This is a genomic window from Kitasatospora sp. NPDC059599 (genome assembly GCF_042735125.1).
In the GTDB taxonomy this organism is placed as follows: Bacteria; Actinomycetota; Actinomycetes; order Streptomycetales; family Streptomycetaceae; genus Kitasatospora.
Map to the genome: position 1 here is coordinate 1 of NZ_JBHWCL010000189.1, position 17,307 is coordinate 17,307.

Here is a 17,307-nt window from a genome sequence, read left to right on the forward strand (position 1 = left end):
TTTTATTGATCCGGCCACCACGCATAACTACACCACCTACGTGGTGGGCCGCGTATGTTGTTTATAAGCCCCTGGGGTATCAGGGGGGGGGGGGCCGTCGGCCGCCCGCCCCGTTCGGTGTCCGCCCTGTCAACTACCCGCCGGTAGTAGCACGGTGTGGTTGTCGGATCATCCCGCCTGTGGAACAACTGAGTTGACGTCGACTCAGGAGGACTCGGATGAGGGCGCTGACCCGCCTGGCACCACCACTGCTGCTCACCACCGCGCTGGTCTGGTCCACCGCACTGCCGGCCGGGGCCGCGGCCCCGCCACCCAAGGCCCCCGAGGCGGTGGGCCGGGGCGGAGCGGTGGCCACCGTCGACGCCGACGCCACCGCCGCCGGGATCGAGGTGCTGCGCAAGGGCGGCAACGCGGTGGACGCGGCGGTCGCCGCCGCGGCCGCCCTCGGGGTCACCGAGCCCTACTCCTCCGGCATCGGCGGCGGCGGGTACTTCGTCTACTACGACCACGCCACCGGCCGGGTGCACACCATCGACGGCCGCGAGACCGCCGGCCGCACCGCCGACGCCGGGCTGTTCCTGGAGGACGGCCGGCCGCTCCCCTTCGCCGACGCCGTCACCAGCGGCCTGTCCGTCGGCGTCCCCGGCACCCCGGCCACCTGGGACGCCGCACTGCGCCAGTGGGGCACCCGCTCGCTCGCCCAGGCCCTCGAACCCGCCGAACGGATCGCCGACCAGGGCTTCGTCGTCGACGAGACCTTCCGCGGCCAGACCGCCGACAACCAGGCCAGGTTCAAGGACTTCCCGGCCACCGCCAAGCTCTACCTGCCCGGCGGCAAGCCCCCCGAGGTCGGCAGCGTCCTGCGCAACCCGGACCTCGCCGCCACCTACCGGCTGCTCGCCAAGGACGGCGTGAAGGCCTTCTACCGGGGGCAGTTGGCCGAGGACGTGGTCAACACCCTGCAGCACCCGCCGGTCGACCCGGCCTCCGGCCGCACCGCCCGCCCCGGCAGGATCGACACCGCCGACCTCGCCGCCTACCGGGTCCGCGACCAGGCGCCCACCCACGTCACCCACGGCGCCTACGACGTCTACTCGATGGCCCCCTCCAGCTCCGGCGGCACCACCGTCGGCGAGGCGCTCGACATCCTGGAGGACGGCGGCGACGTCTCCGCCTACAGCGGCACGCAGTACTACCACCACTTCCTGGAGGCCTCCCGGATCTCCTTCGCCGACCGCAACCGCTGGGTCGGCGACCCGGCCTCCGTCGACGTCCCCACCCGGCAGCTGCTCTCCGAGCGCTACGCCGCCTCCCGGGCCTGCCTGATCAGCCCCGACCACGCGCTCACCAGCCCGCTCGCCCCCGGCGACCCCCGCCACCCGGCCGACTGCGCCGACACCGGCCAGGCCGTCCCCGAGCCGTACGAGGGCCCCAACACCACCCACCTGACGGTCGCCGACCGCTGGGGCAACGTCGTCTCCTACACGCTCACCATCGAGCAGACCGGCGGCAGCGGCATCACCGTCCCCGGCCGGGGCTTCCTGCTCAACAACGAACTGACCGACTTCGACTTCACCCCGCTCGCCCCCGGCGTCCCCGACCCCAACCTGCCGGGCCCGGGCAAGCGGCCGCGCTCCTCGATGTCGCCGACCGTCGTGCTGCGCGACGGCGAGCCCTTCCTCGCCACCGGCAGCCCCGGCGGCGCGACCATCATCACCACCACCCTGCAGGTGCTGCTCGGACGGCTGGACCGCGGCCTGAGCCTGGAGCAGGCCATCGCCGCGCCCCGCGCCAGCCAGCGCAACACCGCCGCGACCCAGGCCGAGCCCGCCTTCCTGGCGCTGCCCGAGCGGGCGGAGCTGGAGGCGCTGGGGCACGCCTTCACGGCCGTGGCCGAGATCGGGGCCGCCACGGGCGTGGAACGGCTGCCGGACGGCCGCTGGGTGGCCGCCGCCGAACCGGTGCGGCGCGGTGGCGGCTCGGCGGCGGTGGTCCGGCCCGCGCGCTGACCGGGCCCGCGGGCCGACCGGTTCGGACGGGCGGGCCGTCCGGGCCGACCGGATCGTCAGTGGCGGGCGGTATGTTCGGGGTGGGCCTCCCTCGCGAGGGCGGCCCACCCCGTCCGTACCGAACCACCGGGAAGGCCGCCCGCCGTGACCGTCCGCATCGCCACCTGGAACATCAACTCCGTCACCGCGCGGCTGCCCAAGCTCCTGGAGTGGCTGGAGAGCGCCAAGCCCGACGTGCTCTGCCTCCAGGAGCTCAAGTGCGCGGCCGACGCCTTTCCGTACGACGAGGTCCGCGAGCTCGGCTACGAGACGGCCGCGCACGGCACCGGCCGGTGGAACGGCGTCGCCGTCGTCTCCCGGATCGGCCTGGAGGACGTCGTGCGGGACCTCCCCGGCCAGCCCGGGTACCTCGCCGACGGCGCCCTGCTGCCCGACGTCGAGCCGCGCGCCATCGCCGCCACCTGCGGTCCGGTCCGGGTCTGGTCGGTCTACGTGCCCAACGGCCGCGAGGTCGGCCACGCGCACTACCACTACAAGCTGGAGTGGCTGGAGGCGCTGCGCAAGGCCTCCGTCGAGGACGCCGCCGGCTCCCGCCCGTTCGCCGTCCTCGGGGACTTCAACATCGCCCCGGCCGACGAGGACGTCTTCGACGTCGCCGCGTTCGAGGGCCTCACCCACGTCACCCCGGCCGAGCGCGCCGCACTGGAGGCCCTCGGCGGGATCGGCCTGCAGGACGTGGTGCCGCGCCCGCTGAAGTACGACCGCCCCTACACCTACTGGGACTACCGCCAGCTGGCGTTCCCCAAGAACCGGGGCATGCGGATCGACCTCACCTACGCCAACAAGGCCTTCGCCGACGCCGTCACCGACAGCTACGTCGACCGCGAGGCCCGCAAGGGCAAGGGCACCTCGGACCATGCGCCGGTCGTGGTGGACCTCGACCTGTGAGCCGCTCCGGGGTCGCGCCCGCCGTGACCCCGGGTGACGGGCCGTAACCCGAACGGTCCTGAGCGCTGGCTGAGCGCGGGGCGCGTGCCTACCGTCGGTGAGTGACCGGGTGCAGTTGATCGACCACGTGGACATGGGTGTCCCCGGCTGCGTCCGAGAATCCCGGAGGTTCCGGCATGCGCCCCATGCGTACGGCCGCCGCCGCCCTGATCGGCGCGACGGCGCTGACCGGCCTGACGGCCCCCCTCGCCCACGCCAGGGACGGTGCGGCCTCGGTCAGCCCGTCCCAGGCCGCACCGGGCCAGACCGTGACGGTCACCGTCTCCTGCGAGAAGTCGGACAAGCCCGACGCCAAGACCATCACCGCCCGCTCCGCCGCCTTCGAGGGCGGCCCGGCGACCCTCACCCTCGGCGCCGACGGGAAGCACACCGGCTCCGCCCGGCTCGCCTCCCAGCACTCCGGGGACAGCAAGGTCGACGGCACCTGCCCGGACGGTGGCGCCTTCTCGACGACCGTGACGGTCAGCACCGTCGCCGCTGCCGGCCCCGAGACCAGCCTCGGCGACTGGGGCAAGGCAGCGGGGGAGTGGGCCGGATCGCTCGGGCAGTCCGGTGCCGGCAGCCAGCAGGTCGCCCCGCACGGCGCCGTGCAGACCGGCCTCGGCGGCTCGGTCGCGTCGGACCCGGCGGAGCTGGCCGGCGGCCTCGCCCTGGTCGCGGGAGGTGTCGGCGGCTTCTGGCTGATCCGTCGGCGCGGTGCCTGACGGCCCCCGCCCCTCCGTGCCCCGCACTGCCGGCCCCGACGGGACCGGCGGTGCGGTGTTGTGACAGGCGTTGCGGAAGGCGTCCCGGTCGGTGCTCCGGCCGGTGTCCGTGCTGGTGTCCGGGCCGGTGTTCCGCCGGGCGGTTCCGGACCGGGACCGGCGCCCCGTCAGGCGGTCGCGGGCTCCGGGTGCGCGCGGTCGTCCTCGTGCGCGAGGATCCCGCTCGCCAGCAGGTACTGGGCCAGCACGTAGGTCGCCATGATCCAGAACTGATGCCCCGGCAGCTCCCGCCACTTGGCCAGCTTGGTGGCGATCAGCGTGTCGGAGAGCAGGAACAGCGCCCCGCCCAGCCCGGTCCGCCAGCCCAGCCCGGCCGAGGTCACGGCCGTCGAGGTGAGCAGCAGGCTGTAGCCGGCCACCGGGACCCGCAGGTCCCCGAGGTCCGGCCAGAGCTGACCCACCAGGGTCACCCAGGCCGTCGCGTACGCGGCCGCGACCAGCAGGGCCCGGCGGCGATCGGTGAGCGCGCCGCGCCGGACGAACATCGTCACGTAGCAGACGTGCGCGGCCGCGAAGGACCCCATGCCGGCGAGGAACGCGGGGTCGTTCTTCAGCTGGAGCAGCACGTCCCCGCCCGCGCTCAGCAGCAGCGCCGGCGCCAGCAGCTCCGGCGCCTCCCGCCCGGCGGTCCTGGCCGCGGTCACGCTGTGTCCGGCCAGCAGGGGCATCAGCGCCGGCTTGGTGGCGTTCTGCAGCACCGACGCGCCGGACAGGATCGCGCCGAGGTGCGTGGCCGAGGTGGCCGCGAAGCCGCCCAGCAGGCCGGTGGCCGAACGCAGGCGCGCGCCGAGGACGGCACGGGTGGTCGTACGAATGCTCATGCTGGCGCGGCCTCCGACGGTCGGGCGGTGGGGGATCCGGATCGACCCTAAGGGAGCCGGTGATACGACGGAAGGGCGGGTTACCGGTGCGTAACCCGGACGGGGCCGGGCGGATGACGGGACGGCCGGAAACCGGGCCGTGGGAGCGCGGGGAGCGGGGCGGCGGAGGAGCGGAGGGCAGGCGGCCGGTTCGAGGGCTCTTGCGGAGACTTCCTCAGGAGGGCGGTTGGTGCCACCGGGTGACCCGGGCACCGTCTACTCTGGACCCCGACATGGATCAGCAGGAGTACGCGGTCGGCGCCACCCGGGTGGCCGCCGGCAGGCCGGACGGGCGGGCGGGCGGGGCAGGCCGGGGAACCGCCGACGCCGTCCTCGCCGTACGCGCAGCCGTGCGGGCCGAAGCCGCGGACCCCACCGGCGCGGTACCGGGGACCACCCCCGCGGACGGCGACGACGCACGGAGCGCCGACGCCGTCCACGACGCCGTCCACGACGGCGGTGCCCTCTCGCCCGACCCCGGCCTGCTGCGGCTGGCGCACTGGTTCGCGGCCGCCACCCCCGGCACCGCCGACGACCTCTGCGCCGCCTCCTTCGGCCTCTACCCCGCCCGCCACCTCGGCGCGCCCGCCGAGCCCGCCGACCCCGACGTCAGCTGGTGGCACGGCCCCACCGCCCACGGCCTCGCGTCCGCCCGCACCCGCGAGGCCCGCGGCGAGAGCGGCCTGCGCCGAGCCCGGCGCGACTCCGCCGCACTGCCCGTCGTCCGGTCAGGCGCCAAGCCGGGCGGGCCCGGCAGGCACCGCAAGCCCGAGCGCAACCGGGCGACGCCGGAGGCGGCGGCCACCGTCCGCCCGCCGTCGGCCCCGGTCGCGCGGGATCGTTCCGGTGAGGGATCTCCCACAGTCGAGTCGTCCGCCACCGAGTCGTCCGCCGTCGAGTCGTCCGCCGTCGAGTCGTCCGCCGTCGAGCTGCCCGTGGCGGAGCTTCCCGCCGCCGAGCGCCGGATCGCCGCCCGGCTGCTGCTCGCCCACCCGCTGGTCACCGCTTCCGGCCCGCACGCCGACGGCTTCCCGCTGATCCGGCGTCACCGCGACTGGCTCGCCGAGCGCTTCGACACCCTGCTCGGCTACCGCCTGGAGGTCGGGCCCTGGCACGCCCGGCTCTGCAAGGCCGGCCTCGGCCCCGGCGCCGGCCGCCGCCTCGAACACCCCGCCACCGGCGCTCCGTTCACCCCCGGCGGCTACGCCCAACTCGCGCTCGCCCTGGCGCTGTTGGTCGACGCACCCGAGCAACTGGAGTACCGGCGGCTGCTCGACGCGATGCGCGCCGCCGTGCCCGAGCCGGCCGCCGACCCGGCCGACCTCGACATGGCGCTGGCCACGCTGGCCGGGTGGCAGGTGCTCGGCGACCCGTCGGCCGACCCCGCCGACGACACCCGTGTCCTGACCGTGGACCGCGAACTCGCCCGTGCCGTCCCGGCCGGCCCGCCCGCCCTGGCCGACGACGCCGCCGACCTCATCCGCCGCGCCGCCGAGGCCGAACCCGCCACCGCCGTGCGCCGCCTCCTCGCCGAGACGCCCGCCGTCCTCGTCGCCGACCTCCCCGAGGACCGCCGCGCCTGGCTGCACGAGCACCGGCTCAGCGGCCCGGCCGCGCTCGCCGAGTTCCTCGGCCTGGAGGCCGAACTGCGGGCCGAGGGCGTCGCCCTGCTCGACCCGGCCGCCGAACTCACCGACCTCGCGCTGCCCGGTGCCGGCACCCTCGCCCAGGCCGCCCTGCTGCTGGTCGAGCGCCTGGTCGAGGAGGTCCGCCCGCTGCCCGGAGAGCCCGTCGACGGCGACGTCCCGATCGCGGACGCGCTGATAGACGGCGTCCTCGGTGACATCGCCGACGAGTACGGTCTCCCGGCGCGCTACCTCTCCGACCGCACCGCGCTGCGCCGGGACTCCCTGGACCTGCTCCACCGCCTCGGCCTGATCACCCCGACCCCCCAGCCCAAGCGCCCCCCGACCTGGCACCTCCGCCCCCCGGCGGCCCGCTTCGCCCCGGCCCCCGACCTCCAGCCCGCGCCGGGCAGCGGGCGCCACTCCCGCCCGGCCCCCCTCGTCCCGTCCCCGCCGGGGCCCCGCACCGGGCAGCGGGCGTAGCGCCCCCGCCCCCACCGGGGGCCGTGCGTCCGGGAGGTGCGTCGCGACGGGCCGGGTGGGAGCGAGCCGGGTCAGCGGGCGTGCCGGATGGCTTCGTCGACCTGGTCGCGGTCGTAGCCGCGGCGTACGACGTCGAAGCCGGGGCGGTCGGGGCGTCGCTGCGGCGGGAGAGCGAGGTACTCGTCGACCTGGTTGCGGTCGTAGCCCCGTCGGACCAGGTCGAATCCGGTTCGTGCCGGTCCGGCCGGGGGTGGTCCGGCGTCGGCGGCCGCAGGGACGGATCTGCGGGAGTGCCGGATGGCTTCGTCGACCTGCTCGCGGTCGTAGCCGCGGCGTACGACGTCGAAGCCGGGGCGGTCGGGGCGTCGCTGCGGCGGGAGAGCGAAGTGCTCGTCGACCTGGTTGCGGTCGTAACCCCGCCACGCCGTGCCGAACCCGGGCCGGGGCGGTCGCCCGTCCGTCGGTCCGCCGCTCCCCGAGTGCCCGCCCTCGACCATCTGTCCTCCCCCGAACGGAACGTTGCGGCCCAGCATGGCACGGCCCCGGCGGGCCGGGAACGCAGAAGCACCGCGCCCGGGCTGCGGGGCGGCGGTGCCGGTGGGTGGGTGCGGTTACTTGCTGGCAGTGGCGCTCGCGAGGGGGCCGTGTTCGACGGTCTCCACGGTGGCGCCGACGCCCAGGGTGCCGAGGGCGATGGAGGCGAGGACGGCGGTGCAGGCGAGGAGGCGGCGGTGCCGCCGGGGCATCGGGAAGCGCGGTTCCTGGTAGGGCGCCTGAGGGCTGGCGTTCATGACAGGGAGGTTTCCAGGGCGGCGTGAACGGTCGGTACGCGCGGGTGAAGTCCGGACGGGGGTTGGGCGTCGGTTGGCCGCGTACGCCCCACCCCCGGCGAGCGGGGCGTACGCCCTGGTCAGCGCTGTGGGCTCCGGTCGCCGACGGCGACCCGGACGGCGTCCCGCAGGCCGTGCCGGGGGTGGAGCCGGGAGGGGCCGGCGTCCGGGTCCGCGCGGAGTTCCTCGACCGGGTGGACGCGCAACAGCGTCACGGCGACGAACGGTCGGTTCCGCGGGTGGCGGGAGGGCTCGCCGGGGAGGTGTCGGGTGGGGCGCCGGTGACGCACGGGGCGCCGGGCGCGGCCCGATCGCCGCCGCCGTGGTCACGTAGCGCGTCGGAGCGCCTACGCTGAGACCACGGAGTGCGGTTCGGACACCGTACGAACGCCCTCCGCCGCCGGGGCGCTCGCCGTGCCCGCGTCGGCCGCGCCGGTGTTGCCCCGGGCCGGGTGGCCGCCGAGGAGGTGCCAGGCTCCATGTCCGGAAACGCCGCGTCCGGAAGCGTCGAGTCCGCCGCTGTCGTGCCCGCCGCTGCCGCTGCCGCTGCCGCGTCCACCGCTGCCCTGTCCGACCGCGCCGGGCCCGCCGACGCCCCGTCCGGGATCGTCAAGCCGCTGCCCGCCGAGTGGTTCGTCCCGCACGGCACCAACGCCGAGATGCGCTGGGACGCCCTGCGCGAGGCCGACGGCTCGGCCGCCGTCGGCCGGCACGTGCCGGTGGAGCGGTTCTTCGTCCGCAACCACACCGGCACCCCGCTGATCGACCCCGAGGCCTGGCGGCTGCGGCTGTTCGGCAGCGGCCTGCGCGGTGCCCCGACGGCCGACCGGCCGGTGGAGTTCGACCTGGCGGGCCTGCGGGCGCTGTCGGAGACCCGGATCAGCGCCGTGATCGAATGTGCCGGGAACGGCCGTGACTACTTCCGGCGTCAGCAGGGCGACCGCGTTCCGGGCACGCCGTGGACGCTCGGCGGGATCGGCTCGGCGGCCTGGTGCGGCGTCCGGCTGGCGGAGGTGCTGCGGGCGGCCGGGCTGACCGGGGAGGCGGTCGACGTGCTGCCGACGGGCCTCGACGCGGACTACGTGGTCGACGGCGTCAACCACGGCCCGGTGCGCCGCCCGCTGCCCGTCGCCAAGGCGCTGGACGACGCGCTGCTCGCGTACGAGATGAACGGCGAGCCGCTGACCCCGGATCACGGTGCGCCGCTGCGGCTGGTGGTGCCCGGCTGGGTGGGGATCGCCTCGATCAAGTGGGTCGGCAGCATCGAGGTCGCCGACCATCCGCTCCACTCGCCGTGGAACACCGACTTCTACCGGATGTTCGGCCCCGGGTACCCGCCCGGCGGTGGCGAGCCGCTCACGACGCAGGTGGTCCGGAGCGCTTTCGAACTCGCCCCGGGCGCGGTGCTGGAGGCGGGCCGCGGCCATCGGTTGCACGGGCGCTCGTGGTCCGGCGAGGCGGCGGTGCGCCGGGTCGAGGTGAGCACCGACGGCGGCCGGACCTGGCGGCGCGCCGCGCTGCAGGGCGGTTCGCACGCCGACGACTGGGCGCGCTGGAGCATCGACTGGCGTCCCGAGCGGCCCGGCCGGTACGAGCTGCGCGCCCGCGCGACGGACCGCCGGGGCAACGGCCAGCCCGAGCGGGCGGTGTTCAACCGGGAGGGCTACCTGTTCGGCGCGGTGGTGGCCCACCCGGTGACGGTGGTCTGACGCGGCCCCGGGGCCGGCGGTCCGGACCCGCCTGAGGGTCGGCCGCCGGCCCGGATCCGCCCGGGTTCAGCCGGCGGGCTGGACCTCGTACGGGGCCGGGTACCGGGTCTCGTACGGGGTCAGCACCAGCCGCACCACGTCCTCCAGCCGCCGTCTGGCGTCCCCGAGGGTGGTGCGGCCGGTCACCCAGGCGGTCAGCTCGCCCTGCCAGGCGTGGGCGACGATGTGCCGCACCAGGTCGCTGGACGCGGCCGGCACCTCGGCCGTCACCGCCTGCAGGGCGGTGCTGTCGGCCCGGGCCATGCCCTGGAGCGCCTCGCTGGCGAACGGGTCGGTGGAGGCGGCCACGGACACCCGTAGCCGGGCGAGTTCCGGCTGCCGCTGGTAGGCCCGCATCCCGCCCCGGACGAACCGGACCGCCCGGTCGGTGTCGCCCAGCCCGGCCCGGGGCCCGCGCAGCTCGGCCACCAGGTCGGTCAGCAGCAGGCGGTGCCACTCGGCGATCGCCGCCGCCAGGAGGTGGTCCTTGGAGGAGAAGTAGCGGTACGCCGTCCCCAGGGCGACTCCGGACCGCTCGCAGACCTGCTTCATCTGCAGCCGCTCGACGCCGATCTCGTTCACCAGGGCGAGCGCGGCCGCGATCAGGCTTTCGCGGCGTTCGAGCTGACGCGGAGACATCGCCTCCACCGGCCGTGGTGACAGGTCAACCTTGGTCACCCGCACCATGATACGGGCCGGGGCCGCTCAGGAGTATGACGCCGACCGGCCCCCTTGCGTTCGCCCGTGGGTCACCGGGGTGCGGAAGGGCTACCCCTGCCGTCGGATCAGCGCCTCCTGGACGGCCGAGGCGACCAGGCGGCCGTCCCGGTCGTAGAACTCGCCGAGTGCCAGGCCCCGCCCGTCCGAGGAGGACGGGCTGCGCTGGGCGAACAGCAGCCACTCGTCGGCCCGGAACGGGCGGTGGAACCACATCGCGTGGTCCAGCGAGGCCATCAGCAGGGTGGGCGGCTCGGTGCGCTGGAAGAAGTTCGGCTGCTCGTCCAGCCCGGCGGTGGAGGCCAGGGTGAGGTCGGACAGGTAGGCGAGCGCGGCGGCGTGCAGCAGCGGGTCGCCGTCCGGCAGCGGGGAGGCGGTGCGCATCCAGACGAACTGCTGGAGCAGGCCGGGGACGGCCGGCGGGAGGCCGGGGGAGTGCGGCGGCACGAAGCGCACGTCGAGGTCGCGGAAGCCGCCGCTGGCGGCGACCATCCTGCGGACCTCCTCCGGTGCGTCGGCGACGGAGTCCGGCAGGGACTCCGGGGCGGGCAGCGGCGGCACCTCGCGGTGGCGGTCGGGGCCGGGCTCGGGGTGCTTGAGGGAGACGGAGAGCGAGAAGATCTCGTTCCGCTTCTGCACCGCCGTCACCCGGCGGGTGGTGTACGAGACGCCCTCGCGCACCCGCTCGACCACGTAGTCGATGGGCCGGGCCGGGGAGCCCGGCAGCAGGAAGTAGCCGTGCAGCGAGTGCACCGGGCGCCGGTCCTCGCAGGTGCGCCCGGCGGCGACGAGCGCCTGCGCGGCGACGTGGCCGCCGAAGGCGCGCATCGGGGCGCCGGCGTGGCAGTAGCCCCGAAACGTGTTCTCGTCCAGCTGCTCCAGCTGCAGCAGCTCGGCGAACGGTGAGGCGGGGCGGGCGTCCCGGGCGGCCAGGACGGGCGGTTCGGTCAGGTCGGTCACGAGGTCATAGTGGCAGAAGCCAACCGTGTCGCGGTGTGACGTGGGTAACGCTTCCGGGGGTGGGCCGCTTCGTAGAACACGTTTCAGTCCCGCGATGTCCCCGAGGAGCCCCGAGGAGCCCCGAGGAGCCCCGGGGGCCCCGGGGGGAGCGTCCCGGGGAGTTCCGACCCGGCGGCCGCACGGCGACGGGCGCGCTCGGACGGCTGCGCCTCGTCGTCCGCAGGCCGTCAGCTGAACTCCGTCACCTCCTCGCGGACCTCGGCCGGCTCCCGAGCCGCCCCGGCCGCGGGCTGCCGCGTCCCGGCCGGCGGCTCGACGCCGGCGCGGGCGACGGCGCGCCACCAGAGGCGCAGGGCGGGCGGGTCGGCGGGCTCGAAGGGCTTGCCGGGCCTGGGCACCGCGAGGCGGGCGCCGAGCGTCCGGGCGGCGGTGACCACCCGTTCGGCGGGTTCGTCCCAGGGGTGCAGCGCGAGGTTGAAGGTGCACCAGTGGATCGGCAGCAGCAGCGCACCGCCCAGGTCCAGGTGCGCCCGGACGCCCTCCTCGGGCGTCATGTGCACCTCGGGCCAGAAGTCGCTGTACGCGCCGACCTGCATCATCGTCGCGTCGAACGGGCCGAGTCGGCGGCCGATCTCGGCGAAGCCGGGGAAGTAGCCGGTGTCCCCGCTGTGGAAGATCCGGTGCCCGCCGCCGGACACCACCCAGGAGGCCCACAGGAACAGCGAGCTGGTCCGCGGGCCGCGGCTGCAGTAGTGGCGGGCGGGCGTGGCGGTCAGGGTCAGCCCGGCGACCTCGGCCGACTCCCACCAGTCCAGCTCGACGATCCGTCCGGCCGGCACGCCCCAGTGCTCCAGGTGGGCCCCGACCCCGAGCGGTACGGCGAACACCGCCTCCGTCCCGATCAGCGCCCGGACGGTGGCCATGTCCAGGTGGTCGTAGTGGTCGTGGGAGACCACGACGACGTCCACCGGGCCGAGTTCGGACAGCGGCAGCGGTACCGGGTGCAGCCGCTTGGGGCCGGTCCAGGCGAACGGGGAGCAGCGCTCGCCCCAGACCGGGTCGATCAGTACGCGCCGCCCGCCGATCTCGGCGAGCGCGGTGGCGTGGCCCAGCCAGGTCAACCGCAGCCCGGACGCGGGCGGTGCGGCCAGGTCGTCCGGGAGCAAACGGTGCACCGGGACGGCGGCGGCCGGGAACCGGCGGGTCTTGTCCCCGGTCAGCTGGGCGCGGGTGATCTCCAGCGGGCTGCGCTCGTACACCAGCCGGCGGGTCGGCACCGGGTTGCGGAAGGCGCCGTCGGCGAACTGCGGGGAGCGGCGGATCCGCGCCAGCCGCTCGCCCCGGGGGTCGGCGCCGAAGGCGTCGGTCCGGACCCGGTGCCAGGCGGCCCGGGGCAGCCCGGCCAGGCCGGGGACGGCACGGTCGGCGGCGGGGCCGGCGGACGGCGGGGCGAGCTGCGAGGCCAGACCGGCGAGGCGGGAGAACCACGGGGCGGGGCGGGGCACGGCTCCTCCAAGGACGGTCACGGCTACCGGGCATGCCCGGGGCGCGCACCGCGGCGACGTCCGAGGTCACTGCGCGCGGCCGGGGTCACTGCGATGCGACAACCATCTCGTCGGAGGTTACTCGCCGTGGGCCGTCCGGACCTGGTGGAGGGCCCGGCACGGTCCAATCGGCGTACCCGGGCCCTTCCCGGTCAGGCGTAGAAGCGGGTGATCGTCTCCGCGACGCAGTGCGGCTTGGCGCTCTGCCCGCTCGTGATGGTGAAGCGCACCACCGCCTGGACGCCGCCGGGCACCTCGGTGGCCGAGACCAGCTCGGCGGTGGCCCGGATCGCCGTGCCGACCGGCACCGGAGCCGGGAAGCGGACCTTCTCCGAGCCGTAGTTCAGCGCCATCCGCACGCCCTCGACGGCGTAGCACTCCTTCGCGAGCACCGGGATCATCGACTGGGTCAGGTAGCCGTGCGCGATGGTCGAGCCGAACTGGCTCTCCTTGGCCCGCTCCGGGTCGACGTGGATCCACTGGTGGTCGCCGGTCGCCTCGGCGAACAGGTCGATCTGCCGCTGCTCGATGGTGTGCCACTCGCTGGTGCCCAGTTCGGTGCCGACGGCGGCGGTCAGCTCGGCGAGGGAGGCGAAGGTCGTCACGGGTGCGCTCCTGGTGGGGGGACGGGCCCGGGGAGGGGCCAGGACGCCGGAAGCGTATGCCTACCCATCGGTATCTGTCAGGAGCCCGGGGCGGACGCCGGAGCCCGGGGCGGACGCCGGGGCCCGGCGAGGGCGGGGCTCACGGCCGCAGCGCGACGCGTCCCGCGGCGCCCACCCCGGTCGGGAACAGCCGCCGGCCGCTGACCAGCTCCGGCACCAGGGCGACGAACAGCGGCTCCGGGTCGCCCACCCACGGTCGCAGGCCGGAGCGCAGCACCCGCCGCACCTGCTCGGAGTCGCGCACCACGTCGGCCCGTCCGTGCACCAGCACGCTCCACCCGGTGCGGGTGACCGGGTCCAGCAGGTCGGCCTGGAAGGCCACCACCGTGCCGTCGAGCCCGCGCGCGGTGGCACTTCCCCGGCGCACGGCGAGCACCAACCGCCCGTCCAGGACCTCGAAGGAGACCGGCAGCACGGCCGGCAGTGCGTGCTCGGTGTACACGACGCGCCCGACGGGCACGGTGCTGAGCAGTCGCAGGCACTCGGCCTCGCTCAGGGTCTCCACACGGTCCTCAGGCTCCATGCGTCCGATCGTCCTCGGTCGGCGCACGCGTCGATAGGGCCCATGGTCCCTGAGCGGACGGGTCGGGAGCCCCGTCGGCGGCCGCCCGGGGCGATAGCCTGCCCGGCGGCGGAACGGTGACGCGAACCCGGACGGTGCGGCCGGCGGTGACGCGGACGGCGGCCCGCCCGCGAAGCGCGCGGCGGGCGGACCACAGTGGCGGGCGGCGGTCCCTGGTGCGCCGGGGCCGGCCAGGAGGGGGGACAGATGGCGGGCGGGGTCGATCTGGTGGTGATCGGGGCGGACGGCGGGCCCGACCGGGCCTTCGGCGGTGCGGCGCTCGCACCGGAAGGCGCCGGACTGCTGGCCGGGGTGCTGCCCGGGATGTTCTTCGACACCGGCGTGGCCGGCTGCCGGGTCGTCACGGCGCCGCCGGACGCGGACGCCAACGCGATGCTCACCGCCGTCCGGGACGCCGCCCAGCACCCCGGACGCTGGCTGGTGGTCTGTCTGGTCGGCCAGCTGGTGGCCGACCCGCGCGGGCGCCGGCTCGCCCTGGTCACCGGCGGCAGCACCCCCGACAACGCCTACCGCCGGGGCCTGGCCTGGGACTGGGTGGTCAGCGCGATGGTGCACGGCGACCAGGAGGAGGCGCTGCTGCTGGTCGACGCGGTGGCCGACCGGGACACCTGGGCGGCGACGGAACGCGGCGGCGAGGACAGCGCGGGCGAACTGCTGAGTTATTCGCGCGTCCCGCTGTGGGGCCGGATCGGGCGCTACGCCCCGGGCAGACGCGGCCGGGACGCCGTACTGCCGGGCGGTGCGGGCTCGTTCAGCCGGGCCCTGACCACCGTCCTGCGGGAGGGCGTCCCGGGTGCCCCCGCGGCCGTCGCACCGCTGGACCTCCAGCCCGCCGTGGCGGCGCTGACGGACGGGGCGGAGTCGGCCGGTAGTTCGGGTGCGCCGGGCGCGCGCCTGCTCGTTCCGCCGCACGGCGGGCGCCTGTTGATGCGCAATCGGGCCGCGGTTCGGGGCGCATTGGCCGGATTGTCGCTTTCCGAAGAACTGTTGGCTGTTCTGTGGCGGGAAAGTGCCCCGACGGAACCGCCTTCCGCGTAAGGTCAGGGGGCCTGAGGTGTTGCCGTGATGGGGTGGGTTGGCGAAGAATCGATCCCCAGCGGAAAGACCGGCGGGACAGCGGAATTCTTCTGGCGGCCGTGGATCACGGATCGGGTCGGTCGCGATCGAGGTGGGCGATGCGGCAGCGCGGAAATGTGTTGCGCCCTGGGGCGGTTGGGGTCGGTGGGGCGGTTCTGGTGTTGCTGCTCGGGGCTTGTGCGAGCGGTGGTTCCGGCGGTTCCGTCGATCACCTCGGGACGACGGCGCCCACCGTTGCGGGAGCGGCTCCGGTAACTCCTTCGGGTGGTTCGTCAAACGCCTCCATCGCGCCGACCGACGGCCCGGAAGGAGCGATGGGCCGGCTCGCCCTGAAGACTTATCAGGACTGGTGGCAGGCGCAGACCGAGGCTTTCGCCCGTACGGATTCGGACGGATTCACGCTGGAGTCGTACTCCTCCGGGCGCGCACTGTCGGACACCCTCGTCGGCCTCCGCCAACTGCACGACGCGAAACTGGTGATGATCGGAACACCGCGCAATTCCGCGGTGGTCAAGGCCATTGATCTCCAGGCCGATCCGCAGACCGCCGTGATCGAGGACTGCGTCGACGTGTCCGACTGGCACCGCGTCGACGCCGTCACGCGGGCCGCGAAGGACCCGGCCCAGCGGTTGAACCGCTACCCGGCGACGGCGTCCCTGCGCTGGTTCCAAGCACGTTGGCTGATCTACGACTTCAAGCGGGAGGTGGACCGGACATGCTGAACGAGCGGAACAGACGTCATCGGGCCCGGCGATTCGCGATCCTCGCACCGTTGTCCGCCGGGTTGCTGCTGTCCTCGGGACTGACGGCGTCGGCGGACGAACCACCGATCGGGGGCGCCGAGCAGTGCGCCCCCGACAAGATCTGTTCGGACGTCCACACCGGCGGCAGCACCCCCAAGCCCGGGTCCACCCAGTCCGGCGGCGGCACCAATTCCTCCGACGGCCCGCTGGTGTGCAGCTACCACGGGGTGGAGTGGGCCTGCCACGACCCGGAACGCGGCTGGTTCAACAGCGACGTGGGCTGCTACTTCAAGGTGCAGGACCCGCAGCCGCCCGAGGGGGCACCCGAGTGGGACGGGCACAAGTCCAGCGAAGGCACGATCTACACCAAGATCTGCCCGCAGACCGGCGGCGGCACGGACGGCGTCCAGAGCGTGTTCGAGTCCCAGGCGCCGGCCGGACCGCCGGTGCTGAACCTGGCGGCCATCGGCCTCAGCCTCGCCCACGAGATGAAGTTCCCGAAGCCCGCCGCGGGCGTCGCGCCCAAGGTCACGGCCGTGGTCAAGGCGCCGGTCTGGCTCTGGCTGGACGGCGTCAAGGCGCCCGAGCCGAAGACGCTCGCGGTGCCCGGCGCCTCGGTCACCGTCACGCCCGTGCTGAAGAACGTGACCTGGACCTTCGACAAGGGCGTCGGCGTGACCTGCGACAAGCCCGGGACGCCGTACGACCCGAAGTACGGCTCCGCCAAGTCCCCGGACTGCGGGTACGAGTTCGCCGTCGGCTCGGGCACCAGGAAGGACGGGGTCTTCGCCGGCACCGTGACGGCGAACTGGCAGGGCCACGTCGTCGTGACCGGGCCGAACGCCAAGACCTTCGACGTCGACATCCCGCAGTCCGCGGACTTCACGCTCAAGGTCGCCGAGATGCAGGTCCTCAACTGACCCCGCCACGACGGCGATTCGACCACTGACGATCCAGAGACGAACGAGGGAAGGGCGGAACCCGGTGGAGAACCGTACATTCGCGACGCCGGGATCCGGCACACCCGCGGGCGCCGGGGCGTCCGTGGCGCTCCCGGAGCAGCAGGAGCAGGGCGGCGGCCCGGGCAAGGGCCGGGGGCGCGCGGTCCCGCACGCCCCCGGGCGGACCATGCGGGCGAGGCGACGGCGCCCGGCGGTGCTGGCGATGGCGGTCGCCCTGATCGCGGCCGGCGGGCTGGGCGGGGCCGTCCTCTACAACAGCACCGGCCAGCGGGTCGCCGTGCTGGCCCTCGCCCGGGACGTGCCGTGGGGTCAGGTGATCACCGAGGACGACCTGGTGGTGGCCCGGATCGCGGGCGACCCGGCGCTGCACCCGGTGTCGGCCCAGGACCGGACGAAGGCGATCGGCATGCGGGCCGCCACCGACCTCAAGCGCGGCGCCATGCTCACCAGTGGCGACCTGGCCCAGGGCCTCACCGTGCAGCCCGGCCAGATCGTGGTCGGGGTGTCCGCCAAGCGCAGCCAGCTCCCCGCCAGCCGGCTCCAGCCCGGGGTGCAGCTGGTGGTGGTCTCCACGCCCGACAACGGCCGGGCCGACTCGCTGCCCGCGACGGTGATCACCGTCGGCCGGGTCGACACCGACGGCAGCCAGGTGATCGACGTCGCGGTCGGCACGGCGGACGGGCCCCGGCTGGCGCAGTGGGTGGCGAGCGGACGGATCCAGGTGCTGCT

18 protein-coding genes are annotated in these 17,307 nt (G+C 75.1%); 9 read left to right on the plus strand and 9 right to left on the minus strand.

The genetic code is table 11. The features are described from left to right. Positions 1-218: 218 nt before the first annotated feature. The 3 genes from ggt to ACFV04_RS39220 all read left to right on the plus strand — a co-directional run bounded on the left by ggt (position 219) and on the right by ACFV04_RS39220 (position 3,721). Positions 219-2,009: a gamma-glutamyltransferase gene (gene ggt / locus ACFV04_RS39210; RefSeq protein WP_380535802.1), complete on the plus strand. Its 1,791-nt coding sequence runs from the start codon at positions 219-221 to the stop codon at positions 2,007-2,009. 144 nt (positions 2,010-2,153) lie between these two features. Further along, on the plus strand, positions 2,154-2,957 hold the full coding sequence (locus ACFV04_RS39215) for an exodeoxyribonuclease III (RefSeq protein ID WP_360250130.1): 804 nt from the start codon (positions 2,154-2,156) through the stop codon (positions 2,955-2,957). A gap of 176 nt (positions 2,958-3,133) precedes the next feature. Then, on the plus strand, positions 3,134-3,721 hold the full coding sequence (locus tag ACFV04_RS39220) for a hypothetical protein (RefSeq protein ID WP_360250127.1): 588 nt from the start codon (positions 3,134-3,136) through the stop codon (positions 3,719-3,721). Positions 3,722-3,888: 167 nt separating this feature from the next. On the opposite strand, the gene ACFV04_RS39225 is transcribed toward ACFV04_RS39220, so the two are convergent. Then, complete coding sequence (locus ACFV04_RS39225) at positions 3,889-4,602, minus strand: lysoplasmalogenase (RefSeq protein WP_380349011.1); 714 nt, start codon at positions 4,600-4,602, stop codon at positions 3,889-3,891. A gap of 272 nt (positions 4,603-4,874) precedes the next feature. Between ACFV04_RS39225 and ACFV04_RS39230 the strand changes: the two genes are divergently transcribed. Beyond that, positions 4,875-6,749 carry a DUF2398 family protein gene (locus ACFV04_RS39230; RefSeq protein WP_380535805.1) on the plus strand — a complete coding sequence of 625 codons (1,875 nt, stop codon included), beginning with the start codon at positions 4,875-4,877 and terminating at the stop codon, positions 6,747-6,749. 71 nt (positions 6,750-6,820) lie between these two features. Here ACFV04_RS39230 and ACFV04_RS39235 read toward each other — a convergent pair whose 3' ends face one another. The 3 genes from ACFV04_RS39235 to ACFV04_RS39245 all read right to left on the minus strand — a co-directional run bounded on the left by ACFV04_RS39235 (position 6,821) and on the right by ACFV04_RS39245 (position 7,794). After that, positions 6,821-7,246 (minus strand): hypothetical protein, encoded by a 426-nt coding sequence (locus tag ACFV04_RS39235; protein ID WP_380535807.1) that lies wholly within the window; start codon positions 7,244-7,246, stop codon positions 6,821-6,823. A 114-nt stretch (positions 7,247-7,360) separates the two neighbouring features. After that, positions 7,361-7,540, minus strand: a complete 180-nt coding sequence (locus ACFV04_RS39240; RefSeq protein ID WP_360250115.1) for a hypothetical protein — start codon at positions 7,538-7,540, stop codon at positions 7,361-7,363. A 119-nt stretch (positions 7,541-7,659) separates the two neighbouring features. Next, positions 7,660-7,794 carry a hypothetical protein gene (locus ACFV04_RS39245; RefSeq protein WP_380349016.1) on the minus strand — a complete coding sequence of 45 codons (135 nt, stop codon included), beginning with the start codon at positions 7,792-7,794 and terminating at the stop codon, positions 7,660-7,662. A gap of 264 nt (positions 7,795-8,058) precedes the next feature. On the opposite strand from ACFV04_RS39245, the gene ACFV04_RS39250 reads away from it, so the two are divergent. Next, complete coding sequence (locus tag ACFV04_RS39250) at positions 8,059-9,288, plus strand: sulfite oxidase (protein WP_380535809.1); 1,230 nt, start codon at positions 8,059-8,061, stop codon at positions 9,286-9,288. 66 nt (positions 9,289-9,354) lie between these two features. On the opposite strand, the gene ACFV04_RS39255 is transcribed toward ACFV04_RS39250, so the two are convergent. The 5 genes from ACFV04_RS39255 to ACFV04_RS39275 all read right to left on the minus strand — a co-directional run bounded on the left by ACFV04_RS39255 (position 9,355) and on the right by ACFV04_RS39275 (position 13,736). Then, a complete protein-coding gene (locus ACFV04_RS39255; RefSeq protein ID WP_380349019.1) occupies positions 9,355-10,005 on the minus strand; it encodes a TetR/AcrR family transcriptional regulator in 651 nt (216 codons plus the stop codon). Positions 10,006-10,095: 90 nt separating this feature from the next. Continuing rightward, positions 10,096-11,004: an acyl-CoA thioesterase domain-containing protein gene (locus ACFV04_RS39260; RefSeq protein ID WP_360250106.1), complete on the minus strand. Its 909-nt coding sequence runs from the start codon at positions 11,002-11,004 to the stop codon at positions 10,096-10,098. A 227-nt stretch (positions 11,005-11,231) separates the two neighbouring features. Next, the gene (locus ACFV04_RS39265; RefSeq protein WP_380535818.1) at positions 11,232-12,410 is read right to left on the minus strand and encodes an MBL fold metallo-hydrolase; all 1,179 of its coding nucleotides are present in this window, start codon (positions 12,408-12,410) and stop codon (positions 11,232-11,234) included. A 290-nt stretch (positions 12,411-12,700) separates the two neighbouring features. Further along, the gene (locus ACFV04_RS39270; protein ID WP_360250103.1) at positions 12,701-13,153 is read right to left on the minus strand and encodes a MaoC family dehydratase; all 453 of its coding nucleotides are present in this window, start codon (positions 13,151-13,153) and stop codon (positions 12,701-12,703) included. A gap of 139 nt (positions 13,154-13,292) precedes the next feature. Further along, a complete protein-coding gene (locus ACFV04_RS39275) occupies positions 13,293-13,736 on the minus strand; it encodes a pyridoxamine 5'-phosphate oxidase family protein (protein WP_380349022.1) in 444 nt (147 codons plus the stop codon). Between the two features lie 246 nt (positions 13,737-13,982). On the opposite strand from ACFV04_RS39275, the gene ACFV04_RS39280 reads away from it, so the two are divergent. The 4 genes from ACFV04_RS39280 to ACFV04_RS39295 all read left to right on the plus strand — a co-directional run. Then, positions 13,983-14,834 (plus strand): hypothetical protein, encoded by an 852-nt coding sequence (locus ACFV04_RS39280; protein WP_360250097.1) that lies wholly within the window; start codon positions 13,983-13,985, stop codon positions 14,832-14,834. A 353-nt stretch (positions 14,835-15,187) separates the two neighbouring features. Next, positions 15,188-15,595, plus strand: coding sequence for a hypothetical protein (locus ACFV04_RS39285; protein WP_380535812.1), 408 nt, complete (start codon positions 15,188-15,190; stop codon positions 15,593-15,595). Positions 15,596-15,645: 50 nt separating this feature from the next. Further along, positions 15,646-16,536, plus strand: coding sequence for a hypothetical protein (locus ACFV04_RS39290; protein WP_380535814.1), 891 nt, complete (start codon positions 15,646-15,648; stop codon positions 16,534-16,536). A 64-nt stretch (positions 16,537-16,600) separates the two neighbouring features. Next, the coding region (locus tag ACFV04_RS39295; RefSeq protein WP_380535816.1) for an SAF domain-containing protein at positions 16,601-17,307 on the plus strand (707 nt) is incomplete at its 3' end.